Source organism: Massilia horti (assembly GCF_004614195.1).
Lineage (GTDB): Bacteria > Pseudomonadota > Gammaproteobacteria > Burkholderiales > Burkholderiaceae_D > Telluria > Telluria horti.
On sequence record NZ_SPUM01000123.1, the window covers coordinates 17,774 to 42,360 of the forward strand.

At 64.2% G+C, this 24,587-nt stretch carries 23 protein-coding genes; 15 read left to right on the forward strand and 8 right to left on the reverse strand.

The window, feature by feature from the left end; translation table 11 throughout:
• The first annotated feature begins 28 nt into the window (after positions 1-28).
• Both greB and E4O92_RS18395 read left to right on the forward strand, forming a co-directional pair.
• Positions 29-595 carry a transcription elongation factor GreB gene (gene greB, locus E4O92_RS18390; RefSeq protein ID WP_135191104.1) on the forward strand — a complete coding sequence of 189 codons (567 nt, stop codon included), beginning with the start codon at positions 29-31 and terminating at the stop codon, positions 593-595.
• Between the two features lie 160 nt (positions 596-755).
• Positions 756-1,187 (forward strand): YciI family protein, encoded by a 432-nt coding sequence (locus tag E4O92_RS18395; protein WP_135191105.1) that lies wholly within the window; start codon positions 756-758, stop codon positions 1,185-1,187.
• A 206-nt stretch (positions 1,188-1,393) separates the two neighbouring features.
• On the opposite strand, the gene E4O92_RS18400 is transcribed toward E4O92_RS18395, so the two are convergent.
• The 4 genes from E4O92_RS18400 to E4O92_RS18415 all read right to left on the reverse strand — a co-directional run bounded on the left by E4O92_RS18400 (position 1,394) and on the right by E4O92_RS18415 (position 5,750).
• On the reverse strand, positions 1,394-3,634 hold the full coding sequence (locus E4O92_RS18400; protein WP_135191106.1) for a RelA/SpoT family protein: 2,241 nt from the start codon (positions 3,632-3,634) through the stop codon (positions 1,394-1,396).
• 80 nt (positions 3,635-3,714) lie between these two features.
• Entirely contained in the window at positions 3,715-3,918 is a 204-nt protein-coding gene (rpoZ, locus tag E4O92_RS18405) for a DNA-directed RNA polymerase subunit omega (protein ID WP_135191107.1), read from the reverse strand.
• Between the two features lie 163 nt (positions 3,919-4,081).
• On the reverse strand, positions 4,082-4,732 hold the full coding sequence (gmk, locus tag E4O92_RS18410) for a guanylate kinase (protein ID WP_135191108.1): 651 nt from the start codon (positions 4,730-4,732) through the stop codon (positions 4,082-4,084).
• Positions 4,733-4,862: 130 nt separating this feature from the next.
• On the reverse strand, positions 4,863-5,750 hold the full coding sequence (locus E4O92_RS18415) for a YicC/YloC family endoribonuclease (RefSeq protein ID WP_135191109.1): 888 nt from the start codon (positions 5,748-5,750) through the stop codon (positions 4,863-4,865).
• A gap of 93 nt (positions 5,751-5,843) precedes the next feature.
• Here E4O92_RS18415 and E4O92_RS18420 point away from each other — a divergent pair, with 93 nt between their 5' ends.
• From E4O92_RS18420 to rph, 3 genes are read left to right on the forward strand one after another with little or no spacing between them, the layout of a single operon-like run.
• Positions 5,844-6,824 carry a serine/threonine protein kinase gene (locus E4O92_RS18420; RefSeq protein ID WP_135191110.1) on the forward strand — a complete coding sequence of 327 codons (981 nt, stop codon included), beginning with the start codon at positions 5,844-5,846 and terminating at the stop codon, positions 6,822-6,824.
• Between the two features lie 8 nt (positions 6,825-6,832).
• Positions 6,833-7,768: a PP2C family protein-serine/threonine phosphatase gene (locus E4O92_RS18425; protein ID WP_135191111.1), complete on the forward strand. Its 936-nt coding sequence runs from the start codon at positions 6,833-6,835 to the stop codon at positions 7,766-7,768.
• A gap of 12 nt (positions 7,769-7,780) precedes the next feature.
• The gene (gene rph, locus E4O92_RS18430) at positions 7,781-8,515 is read left to right on the forward strand and encodes a ribonuclease PH (RefSeq protein WP_135191112.1); all 735 of its coding nucleotides are present in this window, start codon (positions 7,781-7,783) and stop codon (positions 8,513-8,515) included.
• A 169-nt stretch (positions 8,516-8,684) separates the two neighbouring features.
• Here rph and E4O92_RS18435 read toward each other — a convergent pair whose 3' ends face one another.
• Positions 8,685-9,428 (reverse strand): CPBP family intramembrane glutamic endopeptidase, encoded by a 744-nt coding sequence (locus E4O92_RS18435; protein WP_167759823.1) that lies wholly within the window; start codon positions 9,426-9,428, stop codon positions 8,685-8,687.
• A gap of 183 nt (positions 9,429-9,611) precedes the next feature.
• Between E4O92_RS18435 and rdgB the strand changes: the two genes are divergently transcribed.
• Both rdgB and hemW read left to right on the forward strand, forming a co-directional pair.
• On the forward strand, positions 9,612-10,196 hold the full coding sequence (gene rdgB, locus E4O92_RS18440; RefSeq protein WP_135191114.1) for an RdgB/HAM1 family non-canonical purine NTP pyrophosphatase: 585 nt from the start codon (positions 9,612-9,614) through the stop codon (positions 10,194-10,196).
• Positions 10,193-11,422 (forward strand): radical SAM family heme chaperone HemW, encoded by a 1,230-nt coding sequence (gene hemW, locus E4O92_RS18445; RefSeq protein ID WP_135191115.1) that lies wholly within the window; start codon positions 10,193-10,195, stop codon positions 11,420-11,422. Before rdgB ends, hemW begins: the two co-directional genes overlap by 4 nt.
• A gap of 137 nt (positions 11,423-11,559) precedes the next feature.
• Here hemW and E4O92_RS18450 read toward each other — a convergent pair whose 3' ends face one another.
• Entirely contained in the window at positions 11,560-12,291 is a 732-nt protein-coding gene (locus E4O92_RS18450; protein ID WP_135191116.1) for a zinc-binding metallopeptidase family protein, read from the reverse strand.
• A 349-nt stretch (positions 12,292-12,640) separates the two neighbouring features.
• Positions 12,641-14,398: a glutamine--tRNA ligase/YqeY domain fusion protein gene (locus E4O92_RS18455; protein WP_135191117.1), complete on the reverse strand. Its 1,758-nt coding sequence runs from the start codon at positions 14,396-14,398 to the stop codon at positions 12,641-12,643.
• A gap of 251 nt (positions 14,399-14,649) precedes the next feature.
• On the opposite strand from E4O92_RS18455, the gene E4O92_RS18460 reads away from it, so the two are divergent.
• The 8 genes from E4O92_RS18460 (at position 14,650) to E4O92_RS18495 (ending at position 23,173) form a co-directional block, all read left to right on the forward strand.
• Positions 14,650-14,940 carry a DnaJ domain-containing protein gene (locus E4O92_RS18460; RefSeq protein ID WP_135191118.1) on the forward strand — a complete coding sequence of 97 codons (291 nt, stop codon included), beginning with the start codon at positions 14,650-14,652 and terminating at the stop codon, positions 14,938-14,940.
• Between the two features lie 43 nt (positions 14,941-14,983).
• Entirely contained in the window at positions 14,984-15,493 is a 510-nt protein-coding gene (locus E4O92_RS18465) for a hypothetical protein (RefSeq protein ID WP_135191119.1), read from the forward strand.
• On the forward strand, positions 15,490-16,269 hold the full coding sequence (locus E4O92_RS18470) for a hypothetical protein (RefSeq protein ID WP_135191120.1): 780 nt from the start codon (positions 15,490-15,492) through the stop codon (positions 16,267-16,269). Before E4O92_RS18465 ends, E4O92_RS18470 begins: the two co-directional genes overlap by 4 nt.
• Before the next feature lie 17 nt (positions 16,270-16,286).
• Positions 16,287-17,159: a DUF6178 family protein gene (locus tag E4O92_RS18475; RefSeq protein WP_135191121.1), complete on the forward strand. Its 873-nt coding sequence runs from the start codon at positions 16,287-16,289 to the stop codon at positions 17,157-17,159.
• A gap of 298 nt (positions 17,160-17,457) precedes the next feature.
• On the forward strand, positions 17,458-17,844 hold the full coding sequence (locus E4O92_RS18480; RefSeq protein WP_135191122.1) for a BlaI/MecI/CopY family transcriptional regulator: 387 nt from the start codon (positions 17,458-17,460) through the stop codon (positions 17,842-17,844).
• Positions 17,841-19,406: a M23/M56 family metallopeptidase gene (locus E4O92_RS18485; RefSeq protein WP_135191123.1), complete on the forward strand. Its 1,566-nt coding sequence runs from the start codon at positions 17,841-17,843 to the stop codon at positions 19,404-19,406. Before E4O92_RS18480 ends, E4O92_RS18485 begins: the two co-directional genes overlap by 4 nt.
• Positions 19,407-19,409: 3 nt before the next feature.
• Positions 19,410-21,518 (forward strand): TonB-dependent receptor plug domain-containing protein, encoded by a 2,109-nt coding sequence (locus E4O92_RS18490; RefSeq protein ID WP_135191124.1) that lies wholly within the window; start codon positions 19,410-19,412, stop codon positions 21,516-21,518.
• Between the two features lie 59 nt (positions 21,519-21,577).
• Entirely contained in the window at positions 21,578-23,173 is a 1,596-nt protein-coding gene (locus E4O92_RS18495) for an MFS transporter (protein ID WP_135191125.1), read from the forward strand.
• Positions 23,174-23,339: 166 nt separating this feature from the next.
• On the opposite strand, the gene E4O92_RS18500 is transcribed toward E4O92_RS18495, so the two are convergent.
• Positions 23,340-24,587, reverse strand: coding sequence for a CaiB/BaiF CoA transferase family protein (locus E4O92_RS18500; RefSeq protein WP_135191126.1), 1,248 nt, complete (start codon positions 24,585-24,587; stop codon positions 23,340-23,342).

A 24,587-nucleotide genomic window follows, 5' to 3' on the forward strand; every position in this document is an offset into this window, starting at 1 on the left:
CGGCATCGCTGCCGCTACAATAGGGCTTATGAACAAGGCATTTGTCAAAGAGTCCGACACCGACGACGACGAGGAAGCGCAGGCGCTGGCGCAGGCGATTCCCGCCGGCGCCAAGAATTACATCACGCCCGAGGGCTACCAGCGCATCAAGGACGAGCTTCTGCAGCTGATCGACGTCGAGCGGCCGGAGGTCGTGCGCGTGGTGCACTGGGCCGCGTCCAACGGCGACCGTTCGGAGAATGGCGACTATATCTACGGCAAGCGGCGCCTGCGCGAAATCGACCGCCGCATCCGCTTCCTGACCAAGCGCATGGACTCGGCCTTCGTGGTCGACCCCTCGGTTCATCACGGGAACGACCAGGTATTCTTCGGCGCCACGGTCACCTATACCAACAAGGCCGGCGAGGAGCATACGGTGCGGATTGTCGGCGTGGATGAGCTCGATCCGCTCAAGGGCAAGATCAGCTGGGTCTCGCCGGTCGCGCGCGCGCTCACCAAGGGGCGCGAGGGGGACGCGGTCACGCTGCACACGCCGCAAGGTATCGACGAACTGGAGATCCTGTCCGTCGAATACCCCGAGCCGCACTGCGACTGAGCCCGGGAAACTCTACAGGCTGGTACCGGCGCTGCCGGGCAGGGCTGATACACTCGTAAAAAAATTCGCGCGGCGTTGTCGATCTGGCGCCTTCTCGCTCGTCGTAGCATCAAAGGCGGCAATCCCGCCGCCCAACAACCTGAACAAACTGGAGGATGTGATGCGTTTTGCAATCTTGCTGAAAGCCGACAAGGACACCGAAGCCGGGAAAATGCCCGGCGAGGAAATGTTCGCCAAGATGGCGCAATTTAACCAGGAACTGATCGACGCCGGCATCATGCAGGCCGGGGAAGGCCTGCAGCCGTCCTCGCGCGGCGCGCGGGTGAAGTTTACCAAGGACGGCAAAGTGAGCGTGGTCGATGGCCCGTTCGCCGAGACCAAGGAACTGATCGCCGGCTTCTGGATTTGGAAATGCAAATCGAAGGAAGAGGCGATCGAGTGGGTCAAGCGGGTGCCGATGCCGATGGAAAGTGGCGAAGCCGAGATCGAGATTCGCCAGGTATTCGAGGCGGAGGATTTCGGCGAGGAGTTCACGCCCGAGCTGCGCGAACTGGAAGAGCGGCAGCGGGAGCAGCTGGCGCGCCAGTCGTAAACAGAAAGTGGAGGCGAATTGTAGGGCGCGCAGAGTTTGCGTTTGCGTGCACCTACGAGCCTTCGAAAGGGTGTAGGGTGTCGCGCGGCCGGCGAGGCTGTAGCGCACGCTGTACGGTTGAGCAGAGTTTGCATCCGCGTGGGCACAGGTGCCCACCCTACGATCCTTTAAAGTTTGCGTCCGGGTGTTACAGGACGGCCACTTGATTACGACCGCTCGCGCTCCACGCGATTCACGCCAGCCACGCGCCGCAGGTTGCGGATCAGGTGCGCCAGATGCACCCGGTCCTTCACCTGAATCGTGAAGCGCAGCTGGGTCATCATGTGTTCGTCGTCCTCGTCCATGCCAACATAAGTGATGTTGGCGTCAGACTCGCCGATCTCGGCGGCCACCCGTGCGAGGATGCCTTTTTCGTTGTTGATCAACAGCCGGATGCGGCAATCGAAGCGCCGGTTAATTTCCGTGCCCCACTGCACCGCGATCCAGCGGTCCGGCTCCTTGGCGCGCAGGCGCTTGGCTGCCGAACAGTCGCAGGTATGCACCACTAGCCCCTGGTCGCGCCGCAGCTGGCCGGTGATCTGGTCGCCCGGAATCGGCAGGCAGCACGCAGCCAGCTGCACCGCCACACCTTCGCCGCCGTAGATCGTGACCGGATCGAGCTCGCCCGGCCCCGGCATCGCGGCCGGCAGCATTTCCATTTCGCCTTCCATCAGGCCGAAAATGTGGCGCGCCACCAACGCTGGCATGCGCTTGCCCACCCCTATGTCCGCATACAGCTCGTCCATCGACTTGGCCGACGATTCGGACAGCAGCTTTTGCACCACCAGCTCCGGCAGCTCCGGCTTGATGCCGCGTGCCGCCAGCGCCTGCGCCAGCAGTTCCTGGCCCAGCTCGACCGATTCGTTCACGTTCACAGTGCGCAGGTGGTGGCGGATCGCCGAGCGCGCTTTTCCGGTGCGTACAAAACTCAGCCATGCCGGGCTCGGCCGCGAGTTCGGATCGGTGGCGATCTCGACAATGTCGCCGTTGTGCAGTTCGGTGCGCAGCGGTGCCGGCTCGTTGTTAATCTTGACCGAGGTCGTGTGGTCACCGATGCCGGTATGGATCGAGTACGCGAAGTCCAGCGCGCAAGCGCCGCGCGGCAGGGCGATGATCTTCGACTTGGGCGTGAACACGTACACCGAGTCGGGGAACAGGTCGACCTTCACATGCTCGAGGAACTCGGCCGAGTCGCCAGTCTGCTGCTGGATGTCGAGCAGCGACTGCAGCCAGGCATGGGTGCGCTGCTGCAGCTCGCTCATGTTGGCTTCGCCGTTCTTGTACAGCCAGTGCGCGGCCACGCCCGATTCCGCGGTACGGTGCATTTCCTGCGTGCGGATCTGGAATTCGACCGGGGTGCCGTAGGGGCCGATCAGGGTGGTGTGCAGCGACTGGTAGCCGTTGATCTTGCGGATTGCGATGTAGTCCTTGAACTTGCCGGGCATCGGCTTGTACAGGCCGTGCAGGGCGCCGAGCGCCACGTAACAGTTGGGCACGCTGTCGACCACGACCCGGAAGCCGTACACGTCCAGCACCTGCGAGAACGCGAGGTGCTTGTTGCGCATCTTTTTGTAGATGCCGTACAGCGTCTTTTCGCGCCCGTAGACCTCGGCGCGCAGGCCGGCCATCGCCAGCGCGTTCTTGACCGCTTCGAGGATTTTCTTGACCACCTCGCGCCGGTTGCCGCGCGCCGCCTTGACAGCCTTGGCCAGGGTGCGCGCACGCAGCGGGTACAGGTGCGAGAACGACAAATCCTGCAGTTCGCGGTAGATGTTGTTCAGGCCGAGACGGTGCGCGATCGGCACGTACACTTCCATCGTCTCGGATGCGATGCGGCGCTTCTTGGCCGGGATCATCACGCCCAGCGTGCGCATGTTGTGCAGGCGGTCGGCCAGCTTGATCAGGATGACCCGCACATCGCTCGCCATCGCGAGCAGCATCTTGCGAAAGTTTTCGGCCTGGGCCTCGACCAGGCTTTGGAATTCGATCTTTTCCAGCTTCGACAGGCCGTCGACCAGGTTGGCCACCTGCGGACCGAAGCGCTCGATCAGCTCTTCTTTCTTGACGTCCTGGTCCTCGATCACATCATGCAGCAGGGCGGCCATGATGGCCTGCGCGTCGAGCTTCCAGTCGGCGCAAATTTCCGCTACCGCGATCGGGTGTGAAATGTAGGGTTCGCCGGATTTGCGCACCTGGCCCAGGTGCATTTCGTCGGAGAAGCGGTAGGCTTCCTTGACCTTCTTGAGTTCAGCGGGGGTGAGGTAGTCGGACAGCTTGCCGACCAGCTGCGTGACCGAAGCGACACTAGGATCGGACGCAGGCTCGCCGTCCTGCGGGTTGGCCGGCTTGCGCCGGGCCCGCGCGGCAGGCGTGCCTGAGTTTGTCGAATCCGTGGAAGTCAGGTTCATACGCGATGCCGATCAGCCGTTATGTGGTGACAGAATAACAGAATAAACGACTGACACGCCTCAGGCACTGCAAAGGTTCCTTACATCGGGACCTTTTTCAACATCTCGATGCCGACTTTGCCGGCTGCGATTTCACGCAGCGCCAAAACCGTCGGTTTGTCCTTGGCTTCGACTTTCGGGGTGTGGCCTTGCAGCAGCTGGCGGGCGCGATACGTTGCGGCCAGGGTCAGCTGGAAGCGGTTCGGAACATTCTTGAGGCAATCTTCAATGGTAATGCGGGCCATTTTCACTCCTTAAATAATCTGGTCGGGTACACCGCGCCTTCGCCAAGGTCGTTTCAAAACGAGCATGGCTGCGTTGCGGCTCCTTGCCGTGCAATAGCACTGTCTTCGCCGCCGCGCCTTGCCCTGCTCATTTTGAAACGACCTTTAGAGCGGGCGCGGGCGATCACGATTGGTGTTGCGCGTGGATTCCCAACTGGGCAAAAAGCACGGCGTTGCGGGCGGCTTGCTGGGCGAACCGGCAACGTGTAGCTTTGACAATCGCCTGCAGCTCAGCCAAGGCGACGTTGAACTCTTCGTTGATGATAGCATATTCGAACTCCGGAGCGTGAGCCATCTCCCCGCCGGCGGCCAGCAAACGCCGGGTAATGATGTGCGGCTCGTCGGTGCCGCGCTTGTACAGGCGCTCTTCCAGCGCGGCAATCGAGGGCGGCAAAATGAAGATGCCGGCGGCGGACGGGAACTGCTTTTTCACCTGGCGTGCACCCTGCCAGTCGATCTCGAGCAGGATGTCGGTGCCGTTTTTCATCTCCTGCTCCACCGTCAGGCGGCTGGTGCCGTAGTAATTGCCATGAACCTCCGCCCATTCGAGGAATTCGCCGCGCTCGGCGCGTGCCACGAAGTCCTTGGCCGTCGTGAAGAAATATTCGCGGCCGTCCACTTCACCTGGACGCGGCGGGCGCGTCGTGGTCGAGATCGACAGCTTGATGCCGGGCTCGAGGGCGAGCAGGGCGTTCACGAGCGTCGACTTGCCGGCACCCGAAGGGGCGGCGACGATGAACAGGCTGCCGGAATAGGCGGGGGAGATGGAGGACATGTGGTGATTCCTTAATGCTTTGTTTCGCGGGTTGCGGGCCGGCGCCCGCAAGGGTAATTCTTGGTCTTTCCGCTCCGCACGGGACATGCGCGGAGCGAAGCCGGCGCCGTGGCGGCGCCGACTCTATTTGCTATTCCAGATTCTGCACCTGTTCGCGCATCTGCTCGATCAGGAGCTTCAATTCCATTGACGCGTCGGCCAGTTCCTTGACCGAAGCCTTGGCGCCCAGGGTGTTCGCTTCGCGGTTCAGTTCCTGCATCATGAAGTCGAGCCGCTTGCCGACCTGGCCGCCTTTCTTGAGGATGTGGCGGGTCTCGTTCAGGTGCGCGGTCAGGCGCGACAGTTCTTCGGATACGTCGATGCGGATGCCGTACAGCGTCACTTCCTGGCGGATGCGCTCGAACACCTCCTGGCGCGTGAGCGTGGTGCCGTTGCCATGCCCGGCCAGACCCAGCGCGTCCTGCATGCGCTCGACCGCCTTTTGCTGGAACTGTGCGATCACCTGCGGGATGAGCGGCGTGATGCGCTTGACGATCGCTTCCATCGCGTCGATCCGCGACTGCAGCATCGCCTCCAGCGCCGCGCCTTCGCGCCTGCGGCTTTCGACAAAGGCGGCGATCACCTGCTGTGTCAACGCCGCCACATCGGCCTGCAGCGATTCCTGGCCCACGTGCGATTCCTCGATCACCCCCGGCCAGCGCAGCAGCTCGGCGACCGTCATCAGCGGCGCGGACACGAAGTGGCGCGTGACCTCGCCCTGCAGCCGGGCCAGATCGGCCAGCAGTTCCTGGTTGAGCACTTGCGATCCGGTGCCGACCTTGCGTCCGAATGACAGGCGCGCTTCGACCTTGCCGCGTGTAATCGCGCCCATGATCGCGGCGCGCAAATCCGGCTCCAGCGCGCGCAGCTCGTCGTTAATGCGGAACTGCAGATCGAGAAAACGCGAATTAACGCTCTTGATCTCGATCGTCAAGGTTCCTGCAGCGCCTTCGCTGGTGGCGACTGCATAACCAGTCATGCTTGAAATGCTCAATGGAGGCCCCGGTTTTTATTCTTTACAAAGCAGTGATTTATCCACACAATCGCCCTGTTATGCAAGGAACCCTTCGACATGGCTGCACAAAATAACGCTCCCTTGCCCGATGGGCTCGAAATTGCCGGATATCGCATTGTAAAGAAAATTGCGTCCGGTGGGTTCAGTATTGTATATCTTGCATATGATTGCGACGGCAATGCTGTGGCAATTAAGGAATATTTGCCGAGTGCGCTTGCGCTAAGACAAGCTGGCGAGTTAATTCCGGTCATTCCAAAGCCAAACCTGCCCGTTTTTCGCATCGGTCTGAAGTGTTTTTTTGAAGAAGGCCGGGCGCTGGCCCGCATCGTCCACCCCAATGTGGTCCGGGTTGTTAATTTTTTCAGGGCCAATGAAACGGTTTACATGGTGATGGCCTACGAATCCGGCCACACATTGCAGGAGCATATCGCACGTACCCATGCCAGGGAAAGCCGGCTGGGCGAAGCTTTCATTCGCACGGTATTTACAAGCGTGTGCAGCGGGCTGCGTGAAGTTCACGCCAACAAGCTGTTGCACCTGGACCTGAAGCCGGCGAACATCTACCTGCGCACCGACGGCTCGCCGCTGCTGCTGGACTTCGGCGCTGCGCGCCAGACCATCAATGCCGACTCGCCGATGCTCGCGCCCATGTACACTCCCGGCTTTGCCGCCCCCGACCTGTATGCCAAGGGCACGGAGCTGGGGCCGTGGTCCGACATTTACAGCATCGGCGCGGCGATCTACGCCTGCATGAGCGGCGCGCCGCCGCAGCCGGCCGACCAGCGCAAGCTTGAAGATGGCATGGACGGCCGGTATGCCAGGCTGGAGGGCGCCTACTCGCCTGACTTGCTGGCGCTGGTGCGCGACTGCCTTGCGCTCGACCCGCTCGCGCGGCCGCAGAGCGTCTTCACCGTGCAAAAGCGGCTGCAGCACGCGCTGCCTGCGCAGTCTTCGCCCGCGTCCGCCAAGCCATCCGGCCTGCGCGGCCTGGTCGGTAGAATCGGCGCATTCGGCCGGCGCGGCGACAACCAGACCTGAGGAGTCCCATGCAGTTCTCCGTCTACCAGCAGAGCCACATCGGCGGGCGCAAGGTCAACCAGGACCGCATGGGCTACTGCTACACCCGCGACGCGCTGCTGCTGGTGCTGGCCGACGGCATGGGTGGCCACGTGCGCGGCGAAGTCGCCGCCACGATCACCATGCAAACGATGTCGGCGCAGTTCCAGGCGCAGGCGCGGCCCTACGTGAAAAAGCCCGAGCGCTTCCTGGAGGAGGCGCTGCTGCAGGCGCACGAGGAGATCGTGCGCTACGGTGGGCAGCACCAGCTGCCCGACACGCCGCGCACCACGGTGGTGGCCTGCCTGGTGCAGCACAACCACGCAGTGTGGGCGCACTGCGGCGACTCGCGCCTGTACTGGCTGCGCCGCGGCCAGATCCTGGGGCGCACGCGCGACCATTCGCACGTCGAATACCTGATCGAGCGCGGCCGCGCCACGCCCGCCGAACGCAATACCCACCCCGACCGCAACAAGCTGTACAACTGCCTGGGCGCCTCCAACCTGCCGCGCGTGGAGTTGTCGCGCCAGGCCCTGCTCGTGCCGGGCGACGTGATCATGCTGTGTTCGGACGGCCTGTGGTCGATGCTGCCCGATACCGAGATCGCGCACCAGCTCTCGACCCAGACCGTGGTGCGCGCGGTGCCGGACATGATCTCGATGGCGACCGCGATCGGCGGCGCGCGCGCCGACAACACGACAGCGCTGGCGATCATGTGGCAGGGTTCGGGGATTCAGGCCGATCCAGCGCTTGAGGATGTGATCTCGACCCAGATGCTGGACGCGGACCATGTCAGCAGCACGATCGTCGCGACACCGGAACCGGTTGCCGAGGGCGAGGCGGACGTATTCGACGAGGAAGCGATCGAACGGGCGATAGCCGAAATCCGCGACGCGATCGAAAAATCCTCCCAGTTACTCAAATAGAAAAGGACCAACATGAGTTTTGAAAAGCGCCCGAGCGGCCGCGCCGTCGACCAGCTGCGCGAAATCCGCATCACCCGCCAGTACACCAAGCACGCCGAAGGATCGGTGCTGATCGAATGCGGCGACACCAAGGTGATCTGCACCGCCAGCATCGAGGACAAGGTTCCGCCGTTCCTGAAGGGGAAAGGGCAGGGCTGGCTAACCGCCGAGTACGGCATGCTGCCGCGTTCGACGCACACCCGGATGGACCGCGAGGCCGCGCGTGGCAAACAAACCGGCCGCACGCAGGAGATCCAGCGCCTGATCGGACGCTCGTTGCGCGCCGCATTCGACCTGAATGCGTTCGGCGAGCGCACGCTGCACCTCGATTGTGACGTGATCCAGGCCGACGGCGGCACCCGCACCGCGTCCATCACCGGCGCGATGGTGGCGGCGCACGACGCGTTTGCCGCGCTGGCCGCGCAAGGCGCGATCGGCGCGATCCCGCTCAAGCATTTCGTGGCGGCGGTGTCGGTTGGCGTGTACCAGGGAGAGCCGGTGCTGGACCTGGACTACGTCGAGGATTCCGGCTGCGACACCGACATGAACGTGGTGATGACCGATGGCGGGCACTTCATCGAAGTGCAGGGAACGGCCGAGGGCGAGGCGTTCGACCGCGCGCGCATGAACCGTTTGCTCGACCTGGCGGAGCTGGGTATTGCGCGCTTGATCAAGCTGCAGAAGGCGGCGCTGGGAATGGCTGCCTGAGATCGCTTAATTCTGGCCGTACTGCTTATCTGAGGGCGCAAGGGTGCGCACCTGTGCGCACGCGGTCACCGTTCGCCGACTTGCGGCTGCTGCTTCACCACGCCGCGTTTGCGAACCGCGTGCGCACAGGTGCGCACCCTACTACGCCTTCGTTAAGCCGTACGACCCGTCAGGCGGCCAGCGCCTGGCGCCGGCTCCCCTGCCACATCACATAGAGCCCAAGCCCCAGCTCGACCGCCTTGGTCGCCCAGTCCATCATCCGCTTGACGTCCGGACCGGCGACGGTCTCGATGTTCGAATACATGCTCGACAGGTTCAGGATCATGTGCAGGAATACCAAGAGCCACAGGCTGCTGACGCGGTAGCGTGCGGCCGCGAACATCATGCCCGCCATCGCGCTCATGAATGCCCACACGAAGGCGTGCCCCCAGTTGCCGTCCATGTAGCCACGCATCAGGTGCATCGAGCCGAACAGCACGCCGTTGATGAGGATCGCCTTCCATTGCGGCAGGCTGAGCAGGATCACGAAGATCACACCGCGAAACAGCAGTTCCTCGCCAAACGCATTGAACAGCTGGATCAGCAGGTCGCCGCGAACGCCGCCATGCTCAGGCAGGCGCACGCCCATCGACGCGAACATCAAAACCGGCAGCAGGCAGGCGAGGAAGAATGGGCTGGGTTTCAGCTTGTCGAGCCCGAAGCCGATCTCACGCCACATGCCGAACACATGCGTAAGAAGCAGAGGGAAGATCACGGTGCTGGAGAACGCGAGCAGCTTGACCTTGCCATAGGCTTCCGCCGGGGCGAACTTCTTGCCGGCCATCAGGATCAGGAAGGTGAGCGCGAACTGGAGGGCAGCGCAGGTGAAGGCAGTGAGAACCGGGTATTGTTTTGCGAGGTTACGGAGGGACATGTCATTCAGACCGATCATTGTTATAGGAATGACTGAACTGTATCGGCCGGGTCGTGCGCCGAGCCAGCCGGATGCGACAGACCGCAAGATTGCGGGAATAAATGGTAAATACGCGCTGCTGGCCCGGCGGTCAGCAAGCGAAAACGGTAGAATAGGCGATTCGATTCACACCTCGTTACCGTCATGACCCAACGCCTCGTCCTCGCCTCCAACAACGCCGGCAAACTCAAGGAATTCGCGCAACTGCTCGATCCGATCGGCTTCGAGCTGCACCCGCAGGGCGAATTCAACGTGCCGGAAGCGGAAGAGCCCTACGCCACCTTCCTGGAGAACGCGCTCGCGAAAGCGCGCCACGCCTCGCGCCTGACCGGCCTGCCGGCCCTGGCCGACGACTCCGGCGTATGCGTCAATGCGCTGGGCGGGGCGCCGGGCGTGTATTCGGCGCGCTACGCCGGCGAACCGAAGTCGGATGCGCGCAATAACGAGAAACTGATCGCGAATCTCGCACCGCACGCCGACAAGTCGGCCTACTACTACTGCGTGCTGGTCTACGTGCGTCACCCCGACGACCCGCAGCCGGTGATCGCCGACGCGCGTTGGAACGGCCAGATCATCGGCAGCCCGCGCGGCGCCAACGGCTTCGGCTACGATCCCTACTTCCTGCTGCCGGCGCTTGGCAAGACGACGGCCGAACTGGACCCGCAGGAAAAGAACGCGATCTCGCACCGCGGCCAGGCGCTGCGCGCACTGGTAGAGAAGCTGCGATGATCCCGATTAAGGTCGCGGGCAGCCCTGCGGAACCGCGCTCTCCGGCCACCAGCGCCCTGCATTATCTTCAGCCGGGCGCGCTAAACCTGGCCGCGCTGCCGCCGCTGTCGCTGTACATCCATTGGCCATGGTGCGTGCGCAAGTGCCCATATTGCGACTTCAATTCGCACGAAGCCAAGGGCGAGCTGCCGGAGCGGGAATACCTGGACGCGCTGCGGCTCGACCTGGAACAGGCGCTGCCGCTGATCTGGGGCCGCAAGATCCACACGGTGTTCATCGGCGGCGGCACGCCGAGCCTGATGTCCGCCGCGGCGCTCGACCGCCTGCTGTCGGACGTGCGCACGCTGCTGCCGTTGGAGCTGGATGCCGAGATCACGATGGAGGCCAACCCCGGCACCTTCGAGGTCGGCAAGTTCCGCGCGTTTCGCGACAGCGGCGTGAACCGGCTGTCGATCGGCATCCAGAGCTTCAACGGCGCGCACCTGAAGGCTTTGGGGCGCATCCACGACGAGCGCGAGGCGCTGCGCGCGGTCGAGATTGCGCAGTCGACGTTTGAGAATTTCAACCTCGACCTCATGTACGCGCTGCCATCGCAGACGCTGGAAGAGGCGCGGCGCGACCTCGCCACAGCGCTGTCGTTTGCGCCGCCGCACCTGTCGCTGTACCACCTGACGATGGAACCGAACACGGTGTTCGCCAAGTATCCGCCGCCGCTGCCCGACGACGACACCAGTGCCGACATCCAGGACATGATTTTGGAGGCTACTGGCGCCGCCGGATACGAGCATTACGAGGTGTCGGCCTACGCCAGGCCGGGCCACAAGGCGCGCCACAACCTGAACTACTGGACCTTTGGCGACTATCTCGGCATCGGCGCTGGCGCACATTCGAAGATATCGTTCCCGCACCGGGTGCTGAGGCAGGCGCGCTTCAAGCAGCCGGGCTCGTTCATCGAAGCGGCGCGGCGTGGCAACCCGGTGCAGGAAGAACACGAGATTACGCGTGACGAGATGGGCTTCGAGTTCATGCTCAATGCGCTGCGCCTGACCGGCGGTTTCGATCCGAACCTGTTCGCCGAGCGCACCGGAATGAGCATCACCGCGATCGAAAAGGCGCTGGACCAGGCCGAGGCCAAGGGGTTGCTGTACCGCGATTTCAAGGTGATTCGGCCGACCGAGCTGGGGCAGCGCTTTTTGAATGACTTGCACGAGATGTTCCTGGCGTAGGGTGTGCACCTTTGGTGCGCACGCGGTCAACGCATGCTGACTTGCGGCTGTCGCTCTACTACGCGTCGTTCGCGAACCGCGTGCGCACTGGTGCGCACCCTACGCCCTGGCTTAAGTCCGCGGGATGGCCATGACGATCATGTCCGCGTGCCACCCGCCAGCGCGGCGATCGTGCGCGCCACCCCTTCGACCGTGCGCGCCATGTCCGCATAATCGACCTTGTCCCCCGCGGTCTTGTCCGGCGTGCTCGCGCCGAGATGCTGGTACGGGTAGCGCAGGAACGTGGTGCCGGTGACCATCATCGCCGGGTAGCCATGGCGCCGATTGGAGAGGGGATCGGACCAGGTAACCCCCTGGACGTAGGCCGGCACGGCCAGACCCTGGACCGATAAATCCGCAGCGCGGAACACGGATAACTCCTGGCGCACCGCGCGCGATGTTTCGAGGTCACCGACAAAGGCGACGAAATTGCCGCTGGCCGCGCGCCGTCCGGCCGCTCCTGGCGGCAGGAACACGAACTTGAGTTCGGTCCCTTGAGCTGGCTGCACCACCTGCAGCAGGTGCGCCAATTCCAGCACGAAGGCGCTGGCGCTTCCATCATCACGGTTGCCGCAGCCGTAATGCGCACCAAAGATGAAGATGCGTTCGGGCTGGGCGCCGGTGGCGACGTTGGCAATCGAAACCTCGATGTTACGAGGACCGTTATCGTAGGCCTCTTCCCGCACCTGGTAGCCCTGGGCTGCCAGCGTCGTTTCGATGTGGCGTGCCGCCTGTTCCAGCCGGTCGGAGTCGGGCGCGCCTGCGCACGCGTGCATGTGCGTACGCAGGCGCGCCGCGAGATCGGCGCTGGCGGCATTGGGCGACAACACGAACGCCGCCACTATTACAAGGATGATGAGCGCGACTAAGCTTTTCCAGTGCGTGGCAAAAAATGATCGCATGGCAGTAGGGGGGAGCAGGGAAAGGGGATCGCTCTCTGCTAGACCGTCCAGGGGCCGCCAAGTTCACCGGATGGTTTGGGCGCTTTAGAAAGCCAACAAAAGGCGCTGTCACCGGCGTAGGGTGCGCACCCCGTGCGCACGCGGTACGTATGCATGCAGGAGCCAACGGCGTGCAAAGGTACAGCGTGCGCACAGGTGCACACCCTACGCCTGTGACAGCGCCAAAAAAAAATCCCGCCGCGGCAAGGCCGGGCGGGATTGGCGGGGGGAGGGCTTGTTACTTGCCGCCCCAGCTGTCTTTAAGGGTCGTGATGCGGTTGAACACCGGTTTCCCTGCCGTCGAATCGACGCGGTCGGCAACGAAGTAGCCGTGGCGCTCGAACTGGAAGCGCTCGTCCGGCTTGGCATTGGCCAGCCCCGGCTCGAGGTAGGCGTTCACCACTTCCAGCGCGCGCGGGTTGAGCGCGGCCATGAAGTCCTTGCCGCCGGCGTCCGGGTGCGGGTCGCTGAACAAGCGGTCATACAGGCGCACTTCGGCCTGCAACGCGGCCGCAGCCGACACCCAGGTGATGTTGCCCTTGACCTTATAGTTGTCGGCGCCCGGCGTGCCCGACTTCGAATCCTCGAAGTATTTCACGTGCACCGCCGTGACCTTGCCGTTTTCGTCCTTCTCGTAGCCGGTGCATTCGACCACGAAGCCGTACTTCAGGCGCACCCGGCTGCCCGGCTGGTCGCCCACTGGCGGCGTGAAGCGGAAGTAGCCCTTGGTCGGCGTTTCCATGAAGTCTTCTTCCTCGATCCACAGCTCGCGCGTGAACGGGAAGCTGCGCTTGCCCAGCGCAGGAATGTGCGGATGCACCGGCGCGTTGCATTCGACCGATTCGCCTTGCGGGAAGTTGTCGACGATGACTTTGAGCGGACGCAGTACGGCAACTCCCCGCGGCGCCTTTGGATCGAGATCGTCGCGCAGCGCCCCTTCGAGCGTGCTCATGTCGATCCACGCGTCCGCCTTGGACACGCCGATGCGCTCGCAGAACAGCTGGATCGATTCCGGCGTAAAGCCGCGCCGGCGCAGGCCGACGACGGTCGGCATGCGCGGATCATCCCAGCCGGTGACGATGCCTTCATCGACCAGCTGGCGCAGTTTGCGCTTGGAGGTCACGACGTAGGTCACGTTCAGGCGCGCCATTTCGTACTGGCGCGGCACCGGGCGCTGGAAGAAGCCGCCTTCGGTCAGCATCTCGATGACCCAGTCGTAGAACGGCCGGTGGTCCTGGAACTCTAGCGTGCAGATCGAATGCGTGATGTTCTCGATCGCGTCCGAGATCGGGTGCGTGAAGTCGTACATCGGATAGATGCACCACGCATCGCCCGTGCGGTGGTGGTGTGCATGGCGGATCCGGTACAGCGCCGGGTCGCGCATGTTCATGTTCGGCGAGGCCATTGCGTCTTCGCTGATCTTGGCGCGCAGGATGTGTTCGCCGTCCTTGTACTTGCCGGCCTTCATGTCACGGAACAGCTGCAGCGATTCCTCAACCGGGCGGTTGCGGTACGGCGAGTTGACGCCCGGCGTGGAGAAGTTGCCGCGGTTCTTGGCCATTTCTTCAGGGCTCTGGCTGTCGACGTAGGCCTTGCCGGTCTTGATCAGGTACTCGGCCATTTCGTACAGCTTGTCGAAATAGTCGCTGGCGTAGTGCAGGTATTCCTCGCCGCCTTGCTCCCAGGTGAAGCCGAGCCATTGCACGCCGTCCATGATGGTGTCGACGTATTCCTGCTCTTCCTTTTCCGGATTGGTGTCGTCAAAGCGCAGGTGGCAGCGGCCGGCGTAGTCGCGCGCCAGGCCGAAGTTCAGGCAGATCGACTTGGCGTGGCCGATGTGCAGGTAGCCGTTCGGCTCCGGCGGGAAGCGCGTGATGACCGAGGGCATGCCCTCGCGCTTGTGCGTTCCGGCAGCGAGATCGTTTTCGATGATCGCACGCAGGAAATTGGACGACGGCGCGGCCGGCGCTCCCGCATTGTTCTTTTCGTTGCTCATGAAGAAACTAGTTTTAGATTGGTAAGTTGCAGCCATTTTACCGCAGGCGCGGCTTGCCGGCCTGTCTATGTCGATAGGGGACTGCCCACAGGTTCATACTTTGGGCTTGCTATTTCCATTGCAATGCAAAATCATGCCATTGCGGGTCCCGTACTTGTCGCTGCACCACTTGCGGGCCGCCTGTGAAGTTGCGCTTTTCTATAGGATAATCTCGGTTTCACGATTTTTCGGACAAGCCGCAGAGTTCCAAGATGGAAAATTTATACGCGATTCTCGGCGTCGCGCCGAATGCCAGCGACGATGAGATCAAGAAGGTCTACCGCTCGCTGGCGATGCGCTACCACCCGGACCGCAACCAGGCGCCGGGCGCCGAAGCACGCTTCAAGGCGGTGACCAAGGCATACGAGGTCCTGTCGGACCCGGTCAAGCGCGCCGAATACAACCAGAGCGTGAACCACCGCATTGTGCTCGATGCCGAAGGCGAGGCATTCGAGCTGTGGCGTTCACTGTTCGCGCTCAACGGCGTGAACGTGCCGGCGTAAGCCGGGCGCATCCCTGAACAAAGTACCAAACTGGATTTTTTATATGACTAGAGTGCATCCCGAATTTGCCTACCAGGCGCGCGAACTGGAAGGGCAGATCGAAGGCATCCTGGGCGACCCGCCCAACCGCAAGAACTACGACATGATGGTCGAGGCGCTGGTGTCCGAGTACGCCAGCGGCGGCGGCCTGGACGACGTGAACATGATGGCGTTCGCGCTGTTCGACCGCATCCGCTTCCTCGACCCCAAAGGCCTGCTGCGCGAGGCGGCCGACTATGAAGATGGCGACCCGGCGCATGTGTTCGCGATGGCGACCATCGACGGCGAGGGCGCTGCGATGTACCAGGCGATCACCGAAAACCATCCGGAACTGGCGCGGCGCGCGATCATCACCGCCTTCCTGCACAAGCACCCGGCCCGCTGGGAAGACGAAGGCCAGTCGCTCGACGAGCTGGCCAAGAGCGAAGAGGCCGGCGACGAGGACGAGATGGACGACACCGCCGTCTCCGACGACTTCATGCAGATCTTCGATCAGGAAGGAGAGCGCGAATGAGCGACGACAAGACCTATCTGCCCGCACTGTCCAGGCAGGTGAGCGAACTGGTGCTGGCCGGCTCGCTGCAGCACGCCGAAGAGGCGCTGTCGCAGGCGGCCGACCAGCAGGGCGACTACGCGGTGGCCGAGGTGCTGTCGACCCTGCCGCCGCAGGTCACCGCGCTGCACCTGGCCGGCTTTGACGGTTCAAAGACCTCGCTGGCCACGCTGCTGGTGCCGCCCAAGGCGTGGGCCGAAAGCCTGGCCTACATGGCCGCCACCTGGCCGGACGACTTAATCGAGGACGACCCCGAGCGCATCGCCGAAAACCTGTTCAACCACGTGCACGGCGTCGTGTACGCGACCGACGATCCCGAACGCCGTGCCGAACTGCTGGCCGAAGCCTCGGCCACCGACTACGGCGCCACCGTGTTCGCGATCATCTGGTCGCTGGCGCCGAAGGAGATCCTCGAAGTGTCCGGCGAGATCATCGCCAAGGGCCCGTACGTGACCGGCCAGACCTCGTCCGACAGCGACATCGTGCCGCTGGCGCTGGAGCTGGCCAAGGCCAGCGAGGATGGCTGGGATCGTTCACTGCTCGAACTGTTCCCCGAGTTCCGCCACACCGCGGACCTGGCCGACGTCGAGCTGCCGGAAGACCCGGACGAGGAATCGAAGTTCATGCAGCGCTCGACCAAGGAGCTGCTGTACCGCCTGCGCAAGCAGGTGCCATCGGTGCGCGCAACGCCGCGCCGTGGCACCCGCAAGAGCATGGGCACGGACATCTTCTCGTGATTGGGGGCCACTAGCGCATGCTGCCTGCAATCGTCATAGAAAAACTGCCGCGGCTGGTGCGCGCGATCAGGCTGATCCCCGATCGCGCGACCCTTGATGAAGCGGCGATCCTGGCCGAGGAACTGGCCGGGATCACCGCGATGGTGGCCGAGAAGTTCACCAACGACCGTACCGCCGAAGGCATCCAGCGCGCACAACTGCTGACCATCGGCGGGGTGTCGCTGGGACTGGAGCACATGGCCGGGGAAGAGGACGACGGCGCGGCGCTCGACCTCTTGATCGACGAGGGCGCCGAGTACGTGTTCCAGGCGGGATTTCGCCTGATCCGCGAACTGGCCGCGCTGCCCGAAGACTCGCTGGTCGGCGAATACGACAACGACCCGGTGTATTCCCAGCGCCGCTTGAAGGAACTGTTCGTCGACCTGTGCACGGCCGACCCGGGCGAGACCTGGTCTGGGTACGAGCGCTACCAGGGCCAGCTCCAGCAGCGCCAGAAGGTGCAGGAGATCGTGCGCGCGGCCCGCTGGCTGCGCCGCCATCACTGGGAAGGACCGATCAACGACCCGGACCTGAATGCGGAAGGCGTGATCGCGCTGGCGATCATCTTTGCGGCCGAAGGTGACGGGCGGATCGTGGCGCGTGCCGGGCAGAAGGACTTCGAACGTTTTGTGGCCGCGGTACGCAAGACCAAGCCCGACTTCGAAGAAGGCTGGGCGCTGCTGATGGAGCACATCCCCGCGCCGCACCAGCCGGTGATGGCCGAGCGCATCAACACCTACCGCAAGAGCTGCACCGTGCTGCAAAAGATCGGCACGCGGGCATCGATCAAGCAGTTGTGGACCGACCTGGAAAACTACGCCGGTTCGGAGATCGAGGCCGATTACCCGTAGAGGCGCATGAATCGCGCCAAGCGCACGTCACAACAATAGTTTGCTCAAAAGTCGTCGTCCCCGGGCTCGGCGCCCCCCTTGGCGGGGACCCATAGGCAGCGTGAAATGACGCTCAGCATGGGTTCCCGCCAAGGGGGGCGCCGAGCCCGGGAACGACGTCTAGGATCGTAGGGTGCGCACCTGTGCGCACGCGGTACGTTTGCACACCGTTGGCGTGCATTTTCACCCGCGTTCATATTCCTCTTGCAATGAATGCGACAAATGTCGCATACTGGCGCCTCCAACAAGGAGGCACTGCATGGCCACACCCGATCACATCCCCTCGGCAACCGAGCTCACCCTGCTCAAGGCACTGTGGCGGCGGGCCCCGTTAAGCGCGCGTGAACTGCACGAGCAGGTGCAGGACGAACTAGCCTGGTCCTATTCGTCGACGCGCAAGACGCTCGAACGCATGCTCGAAAAAGGCCTGGTGGCGCAGGAATCGGCCCACGGCGTGCACGTCTACCGCGCGCTTTCCGAAAAAGTCAGCACGCTCGCAGCCTTTGCCAAGGATTTCAGCCAGCGCGTCATGGAGATGGACGCGCCGCTCACCGCCGCCATGTTCACCGGTTCCAAACTGGTCAACGAAGAGGAGCTGGACCAGCTCGACGAAATGCTGCGCAACTGGCCCGGGGACGACAAGTGAACCCCCTCACGCCAGCCATCCTTTGGACCTTCTGCGCCGCCTGCGCGTCCAGCGTGCTGTTCGCCGCGCTGGTGGTCGCGACGTTGACGGCCGCGCGCGGCCGCTGGCCGGCATTGGCCGCACATCGCAGCGTCTGGACAATGGCGCAGTTTGCGGTAGCGACCTGCCTTGTCGTCGCATTGCTCCCTGGGCGCGGGACCAGTGTGCTGCCCACGGTGCAGATCGCGCCCCTGCAGCATGCCGATGCAAGCGCCGTAACCATGGCCCGTGCCGCACCTCCCCCGGACGGCTCCGCGCAGCCGGCCGGCGAAGCCGAGGAGGCGGCGGCTACCGCGCAGGACGTTTTGCAGGCACTGCCCTTGGTCTTCGCCGGCGCGTATGCCATCGGACTGCTGTGGTTCGCCGGGCGGCGGTTCCTGTCCTGGAAGCGTTGGCGCGGCATCCGCGCCGCGGCCGAGCCAGTCGACACCGCCATGCTGCACTCAAGCGGCGTCTGCACCGGCAGCCAGGCGCGCGAGATCGCAAGTGCTGGCCTTGCCGTGCGAACGATCGACGCGCCGATCTCGCCGCTGTTGCTTGGCATATGGCGTCCGTGCCTCCTTCTGCCCCGGCAAATGGAACGCTTCGCGCCCGAACAGCAGCGAATGATCATCGAACACGAGCTGGCTCATTGGCGCCGCCGGGACGGCTGGTGGCTGCTGGCTGCCAACCTGCTGCAATTGCTGTTCTGGTTTAACCCGCCGTTCCGCAAACTGGTGCAGGGTCTGCAGGAAGCGGTCGAACTGGGTTGCGACGACACGGTGCTCGCAGGTCGTGCTCAGCACGAACGCAAAGCGTATGCGGCTGCGCTGGTAGCGCAGTTCCGCCTGCAGCATATCGGCGCTGCGCCCGCGTTCGGCGCTTTTGGCGTCGCCGAACGTGTGGCACGCATGCGCGATGCCGTTCCCGCACGACTGGGCATCACCGGGCGAGTCACGTCCGGCGCGGGCGCAGTAGTTCTTGCGTTCGCCGCGGCGCTGCTGCAGCCCGCGTTTTCATCAACAGCGGCGCTGCCGGTGGCTGGGCCCGGTCTGCCGCAGTTGGCGCCGATGCAGGCCGAGCCTGGAACACCAATTTGGGGCTACCCGCTCGACCGCCTGCACGTCACCAGCAGGTATGGCGTGGTGAGTAGCGCACATCCAAAAGGACATCGCGGCGTTGACTTTGGCGCGCGCCGAGGCACGCCGGTTCACGCGGTTGCCCCGGGCCGTGTCATCGAAACCGGCCGTGACGAGCGCTACGGCATCTACCTGCGGGTTGATCACGGCGAAGGGCGGGAGTCGATGATGGCGCACCTAAATCGCCTGGACGTGCGTGAGGGCGAGCAGGTAAAGTCCGGCCAACAGGTCGGCGCGGCCGGCGCCACCGGCATGGCGACTGGGCCGCATGTGCATCTCGAATATCGCCGCGACGGCCAGTTGCGTGACCCACAGCTGTTGCTGCCCGATCTTGACCCCTACACCACGGTGAAGGCCCTGGCACTGCATCGAGCCCAATTCCCGTCAAAACCCCACCAGGAGTAATTCATGATGCGACTTTCCGCCGGCAGCGCCATGCTGCTGCTGGCTGGTTGCGCCTGCGCGCAGGACATGCAGCAGGTGACGATCAGTGCCACCAAAACCGAGGAGCGCGAGCGCGCGACGACGACGGCCATCGTCATTGGCCGCGACGACCTCGCACGCCAGGGCGACGGCACGCTGGCCGATGTGCTTAAACGCCAGCCGGGCATCACGATCGACGGCGCGCCGGGCCGCCCGGCCACCGTGCGCATGCGCGGGCTGGGCAACGGCTATGCATCGATCCTGCTCAATGGCCAACCGGCTCCGAGCGGATTTTCACTGGAGTCGATCAGCCCCGACCTGATCGAGCGCATCGAGATCATGCGCGCAGCCAGCGCCGAATTCAGCTCGCAGGCTATCGCCGGCACGATCAACGTGGTCTTGCGCAAGGGCCCATCCGGCAAGCAGGGCGAGCTGAAGGCGGGCGTGGGATTTACCCACGGCCGCGCCGCGCCAACTATCGCTGGGCAGCGCTCGGGACGGCAGGGCGCGCTCAGCTACACGATCGGCGTGACGGTCAAGCGCAGCGACGTCGATATACCGGCTGACACGATTGAAGAAGGCACGGGGCCAGCCCTGGTGCGCCAGCGCCTTGGCAACGAAAGATTTGTCGACGACATGTTCGAACTGGCGCCGCGCCTGTCCTGGCAACCGCCAGGCGGCGACAGCTGGACCTCGCAAAGCTACCTGCGGCTGCGCCGCATGGACAATCGCGGCCGCGACAATGAGACCCTGCTTGTCGGCTCTCCGAGCGAATTCCCCAACTCGCAGAGCCACTACGTCGCCAATCCGCGTTACCTGTACAGCGACGTGAGCTGGACCCGGCGCCTGGACGATGGCCGCGTGACCGCCAAGCTCTCCGGCTATTCGAACACGCGCGACGCCAGCTTTGTCTTTGATGGCGCAGACGCAGCCAACGTGCCGAGCGGACGGCACCTGGTCGCGTCCGGCCCGCAGGAGTCCGACATTTCGTTCAGCGGCAGCTACCGCCGTTCGATCAACGGTGCGCACGCGCTGGCAGCCGGCTGGGAAGCGGGCCGCAAAAGGCGCGGCGAATACCGCCGTGAACAGCAGTTCGACGCCAGCAACGCGCTCACCCTCGCCACCGACGAACATTACAGCGCGCTGGTCCAGCGCACCGCGCTGTTCGTGCAGGACGAGTGGGACATCACGCCGCGCTGGTCGCTGTACCTGGGCGTGCGGCGAGAGGATTTGCACACGCTTGGCGAAGGCAATGCGCACGTGCCGGTGGACCTGCGTTCAGGCGTCTGGAGTCCGGTCGCGCAAACCTTGTTCAAAGCGGGCGATGCGGAGCCGGGCCAGCCGCGCGACCAGTTCCGCCTGGCGCTGGGCAGGACCTACAAGCCGCCCCAGATCGTCCAGCTCATGCCGCGCCGCTACACGGTCGACAACAACAATAACCCCACCAATCCGGACCAGCAGGGCAATCCGAACCTGCGTCCCGAACTGGCATGGAGCGTGGACGCGGCCTGGGAACGCTATTTCGGCAAGGACGGCATGATCAGCATTTCAACGTATGCCAAGCGTATTCGCGACGTGACGCTCGACCATGTCGACGATAGCACCGGCGTATGGATGGCCACGCCAAAAAACAGCGGCAACGCGACCGTACACGGCATCGAACTGGAAGCGAGGTTCGGCTGGCGCGCACTGGCCGCGCGGGCCAACGTTGCGCGCAATTGGTCGCACGTTGACAGCGTGCCGGGACCGGATAACCGGCTGGACGCACAACCAGCACTGACCGCCACCCTTGGCCTGGACTATCAACCCGGCGCATCGCGGCTTGCCGCCGGCGGCAGCTTCAGCTACCGCAGCGGCGGCGCGGTGCGCGAGTCGGAAACGCGATCCGGCTTTACCAGCGCCAAACGCGAACTCGACCTGTACGCTGCCTGGCAACTCAGTCCCGGTTCCAAATTGCGCCTGGCAGCAATCAATCTCCTGCACCAGGACTATCTGGTACAGGCCTTGTATGCCGACGCCACGCGCAGCCTGCTGCGCACAAACAGCCTGCGCAGCTTTGCGACCTGGCGCGCGGCCTGGGAGCACAGCTGGTAGGGTTCCTGCGAGCGCGGCAGTTTGGGCGTATCATGGTCGGACCAGTTTCAGGACCGTCCATGCATCACACCGCCATCGCTTCCGGCACTCCCGAGTTCAAACGCATCAACCGCGCCATGGCCTTTGGCGGCTTCTCGACCTTCGCCCTGCTGTATTCCGTGCAGCCGCTGATGCCGCTGCTGGCGCGCGATTTTGCGCTGACGCCCGCGCAAAGCAGCCTGGCGCTTTCGGTCTCGACTGCCACGCTGGCGATCGCGCTGCTGTTTTCCAGCCTGGTGTCAGACCGCTTTGGGCGCAAGAGCCTGATGGTCGCATCGATGTTCAGCGGCGCCGTATTGACGCTACTGTCCGCGTTCACCCACGGCTTCGGCCAACTGCTGGCGCTGCGCGCGCTGCTCGGCTTTATGTTCGGCGGCATGCCGGCGGTGGCGATGGCGTACCTGTCCGAGGAAATCGAACCCAAGTCGCTCGGCGTGGCGATGGGCATGTACATCAGCGGCAGCGCCTTCGGCGGCATGAGCGGGCGCGTGCTGGCGTCCCTGATGAGCGATTTCTGGTCGTGGCGTGTGGCGCTGGCGGCGCTTGGCGTGGCGGGCCTGTACGCCGCCTGGGAATTCCGCCGCAGCCTGCCCGAGTCGCGCAATTTCCGCCCCGGGCAGAAGGGCGGCTTTGCCGGCCTGGCCGACGGCGTGCGCCAGCACATGCTAGATGCCGGCCTGCCGTGGTTCTTCACGCTCTCGTTCCTGTTGATGGGCAGTTTTGTCAGCCTGTACAACTACATCGGCTACCGCCTGCTGGGCGAGCCGTTCGGCATGCGCCAGAGCACGGTCGGCGCGCTGTCGATCCTGTACCTGCTCGGCATTTTCAGTTCGGTATGGGCAGGGCGCCTGGCCGACCGGTTCGGGCGCCGCAACGTGCTGTGGCTGGTGATGATGGTGATGCTGGCCGGGCTGCTGCTCACGCTCTTTGGCAGCATGGTCGTCATCATCCTTGGCATGGGCCTGGCCACATTCGGCTTCTTCGCCTCGCACTCGGTTTGCAGCAGTTGGGTAGGGCGCCGCGCGCGCCCGCCGCAGGCGCTGGCCTCGGCACTCTACCTGTTCTTCTACTATCTGGGGTCGAGCGTTGTCGGCTGGCTGAGCGGCGTGGTGTGGGCACATGCGCGCTGGCCGGGCGTGATCGGGCTGCTGGGCGCAACGCTCGTGGTGGCGATGCTGATCGCGCTGCGGCTGCGCGGCCTCGCGCCGCTCGAGCCGCTAGCGGCTAGTCCGGCTGCGGTGCAACTTCCGGCGTTGGACGAGATCAAACTGGTTCCGAAAGAGGAGGCCATCATGTTGCAAAACGCCGAAATCCAGCAACGCTTTTCTCATCTTCAGCAGACCCTTGGCGAGGCCGAGAAGGCCGCCCACACGCCGGACACGCCGACCGAAGTGCGCGACTGCATCGACAAACTGTGGCGCGAGTACAAGCAGGCGCAGCCGATTATCCAGTCGAATGACCAGCAACGGATCACGGAATGCGTTGACAATCTTGAAGCGATGGGGGACGAGGCCAAGCGCCTGTCGCGCAGCCTGTCGAACATGCCGGCGCACCTGGAGTCCGTGGTCACGCGCGTGCATGCGGAGCTGTCGGAGTTCAAGCATAAGCTGCACTAGGGCGCGGCCGGCGTCGTAGCGTGGGCGTAGTCAACCGTAGGGTGCGCACCTGTGCGCACGCGGTACGTGCGCATTCCGAGGCAAACAATATTCACCCGTACCGCGTGCGCACGGGTGCTCGGCGGCCCCGCGTCCCCTACGCCTCCTGCAAGCCGTACGAGAATTTCTACAGCACACCCTTTGCGCGCAGCGCCGCGATCTCGCCGGCGCTCTTGCCCAGCACCTCGGCCAGCACCTCGTCGGTGTGCTCGCCCAGCAGCGGCGGCGCCTTCTCGCTGGTGGCAGGCGTGGCCGACATCTTCATCGGGCTGCGTACAAGCTTAACCTTTCCGGCCGCCGGGTGCGGCAGCTCGATTGCGATCCCGCGCGCCTGCACCTGCGGATTGGCGAACACTTCGCCCACGTCGTTGATCGGTCCGCAGGGCACGCCGCGCGCTTCCAGCAGATCGATCCATTCGTCGCGGGTGCGGGTGGCAACCATCTCGGCCAGCAGCGGCACCAGCGTGTCCCGGTTCTGCACGCGCAGCGGATTGGTCGCAAAGCGCGCGTCGCCGGCCAGCTCAGGCCGCCCGCCCGCCTCGACGAATTTCTGGTACTGCCCGTCGTTCCCCGCCGCGACGATGATGTGCCCATCGGAGCAGGCAAAGGTCTGGTACGGCACGATGTTCGGGTGCGCGTTGCCCCAGCGTTTGGGTGGCTTGCCGCTGTTGAGGTAGTTGCTGCCGACGTTGGCGAGCATCGCGACCTGGGTGTCGAGCAGCGCCATGTCGATGTGTTGGCCCTGGCCGGTGCGATCGCGGTGGGTGAGCGCGGCCAGCACCGCCACGGTCGCGTACATGCCGGTCATCAGATCCGTGAGCGCCACGCCGACTTTTTGCGGGCCGCCGCCCGGCTGGCCGTCGCGCTCGCCGGTCACCGACATCAGGCCGCCCATTCCCTGGATTAGGAAATCGTAGCCGGCGCGGTGCGCGTACGGCCCGTCCTGCCCAAAGCCGGTGATCGAGCAGTAGACGATGTCCGGTTTGACGGCCTTGATCGATTCATAGTCCAGGCCATAGCGCTTCAGGTGGCCGACCTTGAAGTTCTCCAGCACCACGTCCGCATGGCGCGCCAGTTCGCGCACCAGCGCCTGGCCTTCGCTGCTGGCGATGTCGACCGTCACCGAGCGCTTGCCGCGGTTGGCGGACAGGTAGTAGGCGGCTTCGCTGGTGTCGCGGCCGGCGCCGTCCTTGGCGTACGGCGGCCCCCAGGCGCGCGTGTCGTCGCCGCTGCCGGGGCGTTCGATCTTGATCACGTCCGCGCCCAGATCGGCCAGGTTCTGTGAGCACCACGGCCCGGCCAGCACGCGCGACAGGTCGAGTACGCGGATATGGCCGAGCGCCTTGGGTGGCGCGGCGTTGGCTGTGTCGTTCAT

Coding starts and splice junctions, on each gene's coding strand:
- E4O92_RS18465 (WP_135191119.1), top strand. CDS start 14,984: ATGACTAGAGTGCATCCCGAATTTGCCTACCAGGCGCGCGAACTGGAA.
- E4O92_RS18420 (WP_135191110.1), top strand. CDS start 5,844: ATGGCTGCACAAAATAACGCTCCCTTGCCCGATGGGCTCGAAATTGCC.
- E4O92_RS18480 (WP_135191122.1), top strand. CDS start 17,458: ATGGCCACACCCGATCACATCCCCTCGGCAACCGAGCTCACCCTGCTC.
- E4O92_RS18460 (WP_135191118.1), top strand. CDS start 14,650: ATGGAAAATTTATACGCGATTCTCGGCGTCGCGCCGAATGCCAGCGAC.
- E4O92_RS18500 (WP_135191126.1), bottom strand. CDS start 24,587: ATGAACGACACAGCCAACGCCGCGCCACCCAAGGCGCTCGGCCATATC.
- greB (WP_135191104.1), top strand. CDS start 29: ATGAACAAGGCATTTGTCAAAGAGTCCGACACCGACGACGACGAGGAA.
- E4O92_RS18455 (WP_135191117.1), bottom strand. CDS start 14,398: ATGAGCAACGAAAAGAACAATGCGGGAGCGCCGGCCGCGCCGTCGTCC.
- E4O92_RS18470 (WP_135191120.1), top strand. CDS start 15,490: ATGAGCGACGACAAGACCTATCTGCCCGCACTGTCCAGGCAGGTGAGC.
- E4O92_RS18495 (WP_135191125.1), top strand. CDS start 21,578: ATGCATCACACCGCCATCGCTTCCGGCACTCCCGAGTTCAAACGCATC.
- E4O92_RS18435 (WP_167759823.1), bottom strand. CDS start 9,428: ATGTCCCTCCGTAACCTCGCAAAACAATACCCGGTTCTCACTGCCTTC.
- E4O92_RS18395 (WP_135191105.1), top strand. CDS start 756: ATGCGTTTTGCAATCTTGCTGAAAGCCGACAAGGACACCGAAGCCGGG.
- rdgB (WP_135191114.1), top strand. CDS start 9,612: ATGACCCAACGCCTCGTCCTCGCCTCCAACAACGCCGGCAAACTCAAG.
- rph (WP_135191112.1), top strand. CDS start 7,781: ATGAGTTTTGAAAAGCGCCCGAGCGGCCGCGCCGTCGACCAGCTGCGC.
- gmk (WP_135191108.1), bottom strand. CDS start 4,732: ATGTCCTCCATCTCCCCCGCCTATTCCGGCAGCCTGTTCATCGTCGCC.
- E4O92_RS18490 (WP_135191124.1), top strand. CDS start 19,410: ATGATGCGACTTTCCGCCGGCAGCGCCATGCTGCTGCTGGCTGGTTGC.
- hemW (WP_135191115.1), top strand. CDS start 10,193: ATGATCCCGATTAAGGTCGCGGGCAGCCCTGCGGAACCGCGCTCTCCG.
- rpoZ (WP_135191107.1), bottom strand. CDS start 3,918: ATGGCCCGCATTACCATTGAAGATTGCCTCAAGAATGTTCCGAACCGC.
- E4O92_RS18400 (WP_135191106.1), bottom strand. CDS start 3,634: ATGAACCTGACTTCCACGGATTCGACAAACTCAGGCACGCCTGCCGCG.
- E4O92_RS18475 (WP_135191121.1), top strand. CDS start 16,287: ATGCTGCCTGCAATCGTCATAGAAAAACTGCCGCGGCTGGTGCGCGCG.
- E4O92_RS18415 (WP_135191109.1), bottom strand. CDS start 5,750: ATGACTGGTTATGCAGTCGCCACCAGCGAAGGCGCTGCAGGAACCTTG.
- E4O92_RS18425 (WP_135191111.1), top strand. CDS start 6,833: ATGCAGTTCTCCGTCTACCAGCAGAGCCACATCGGCGGGCGCAAGGTC.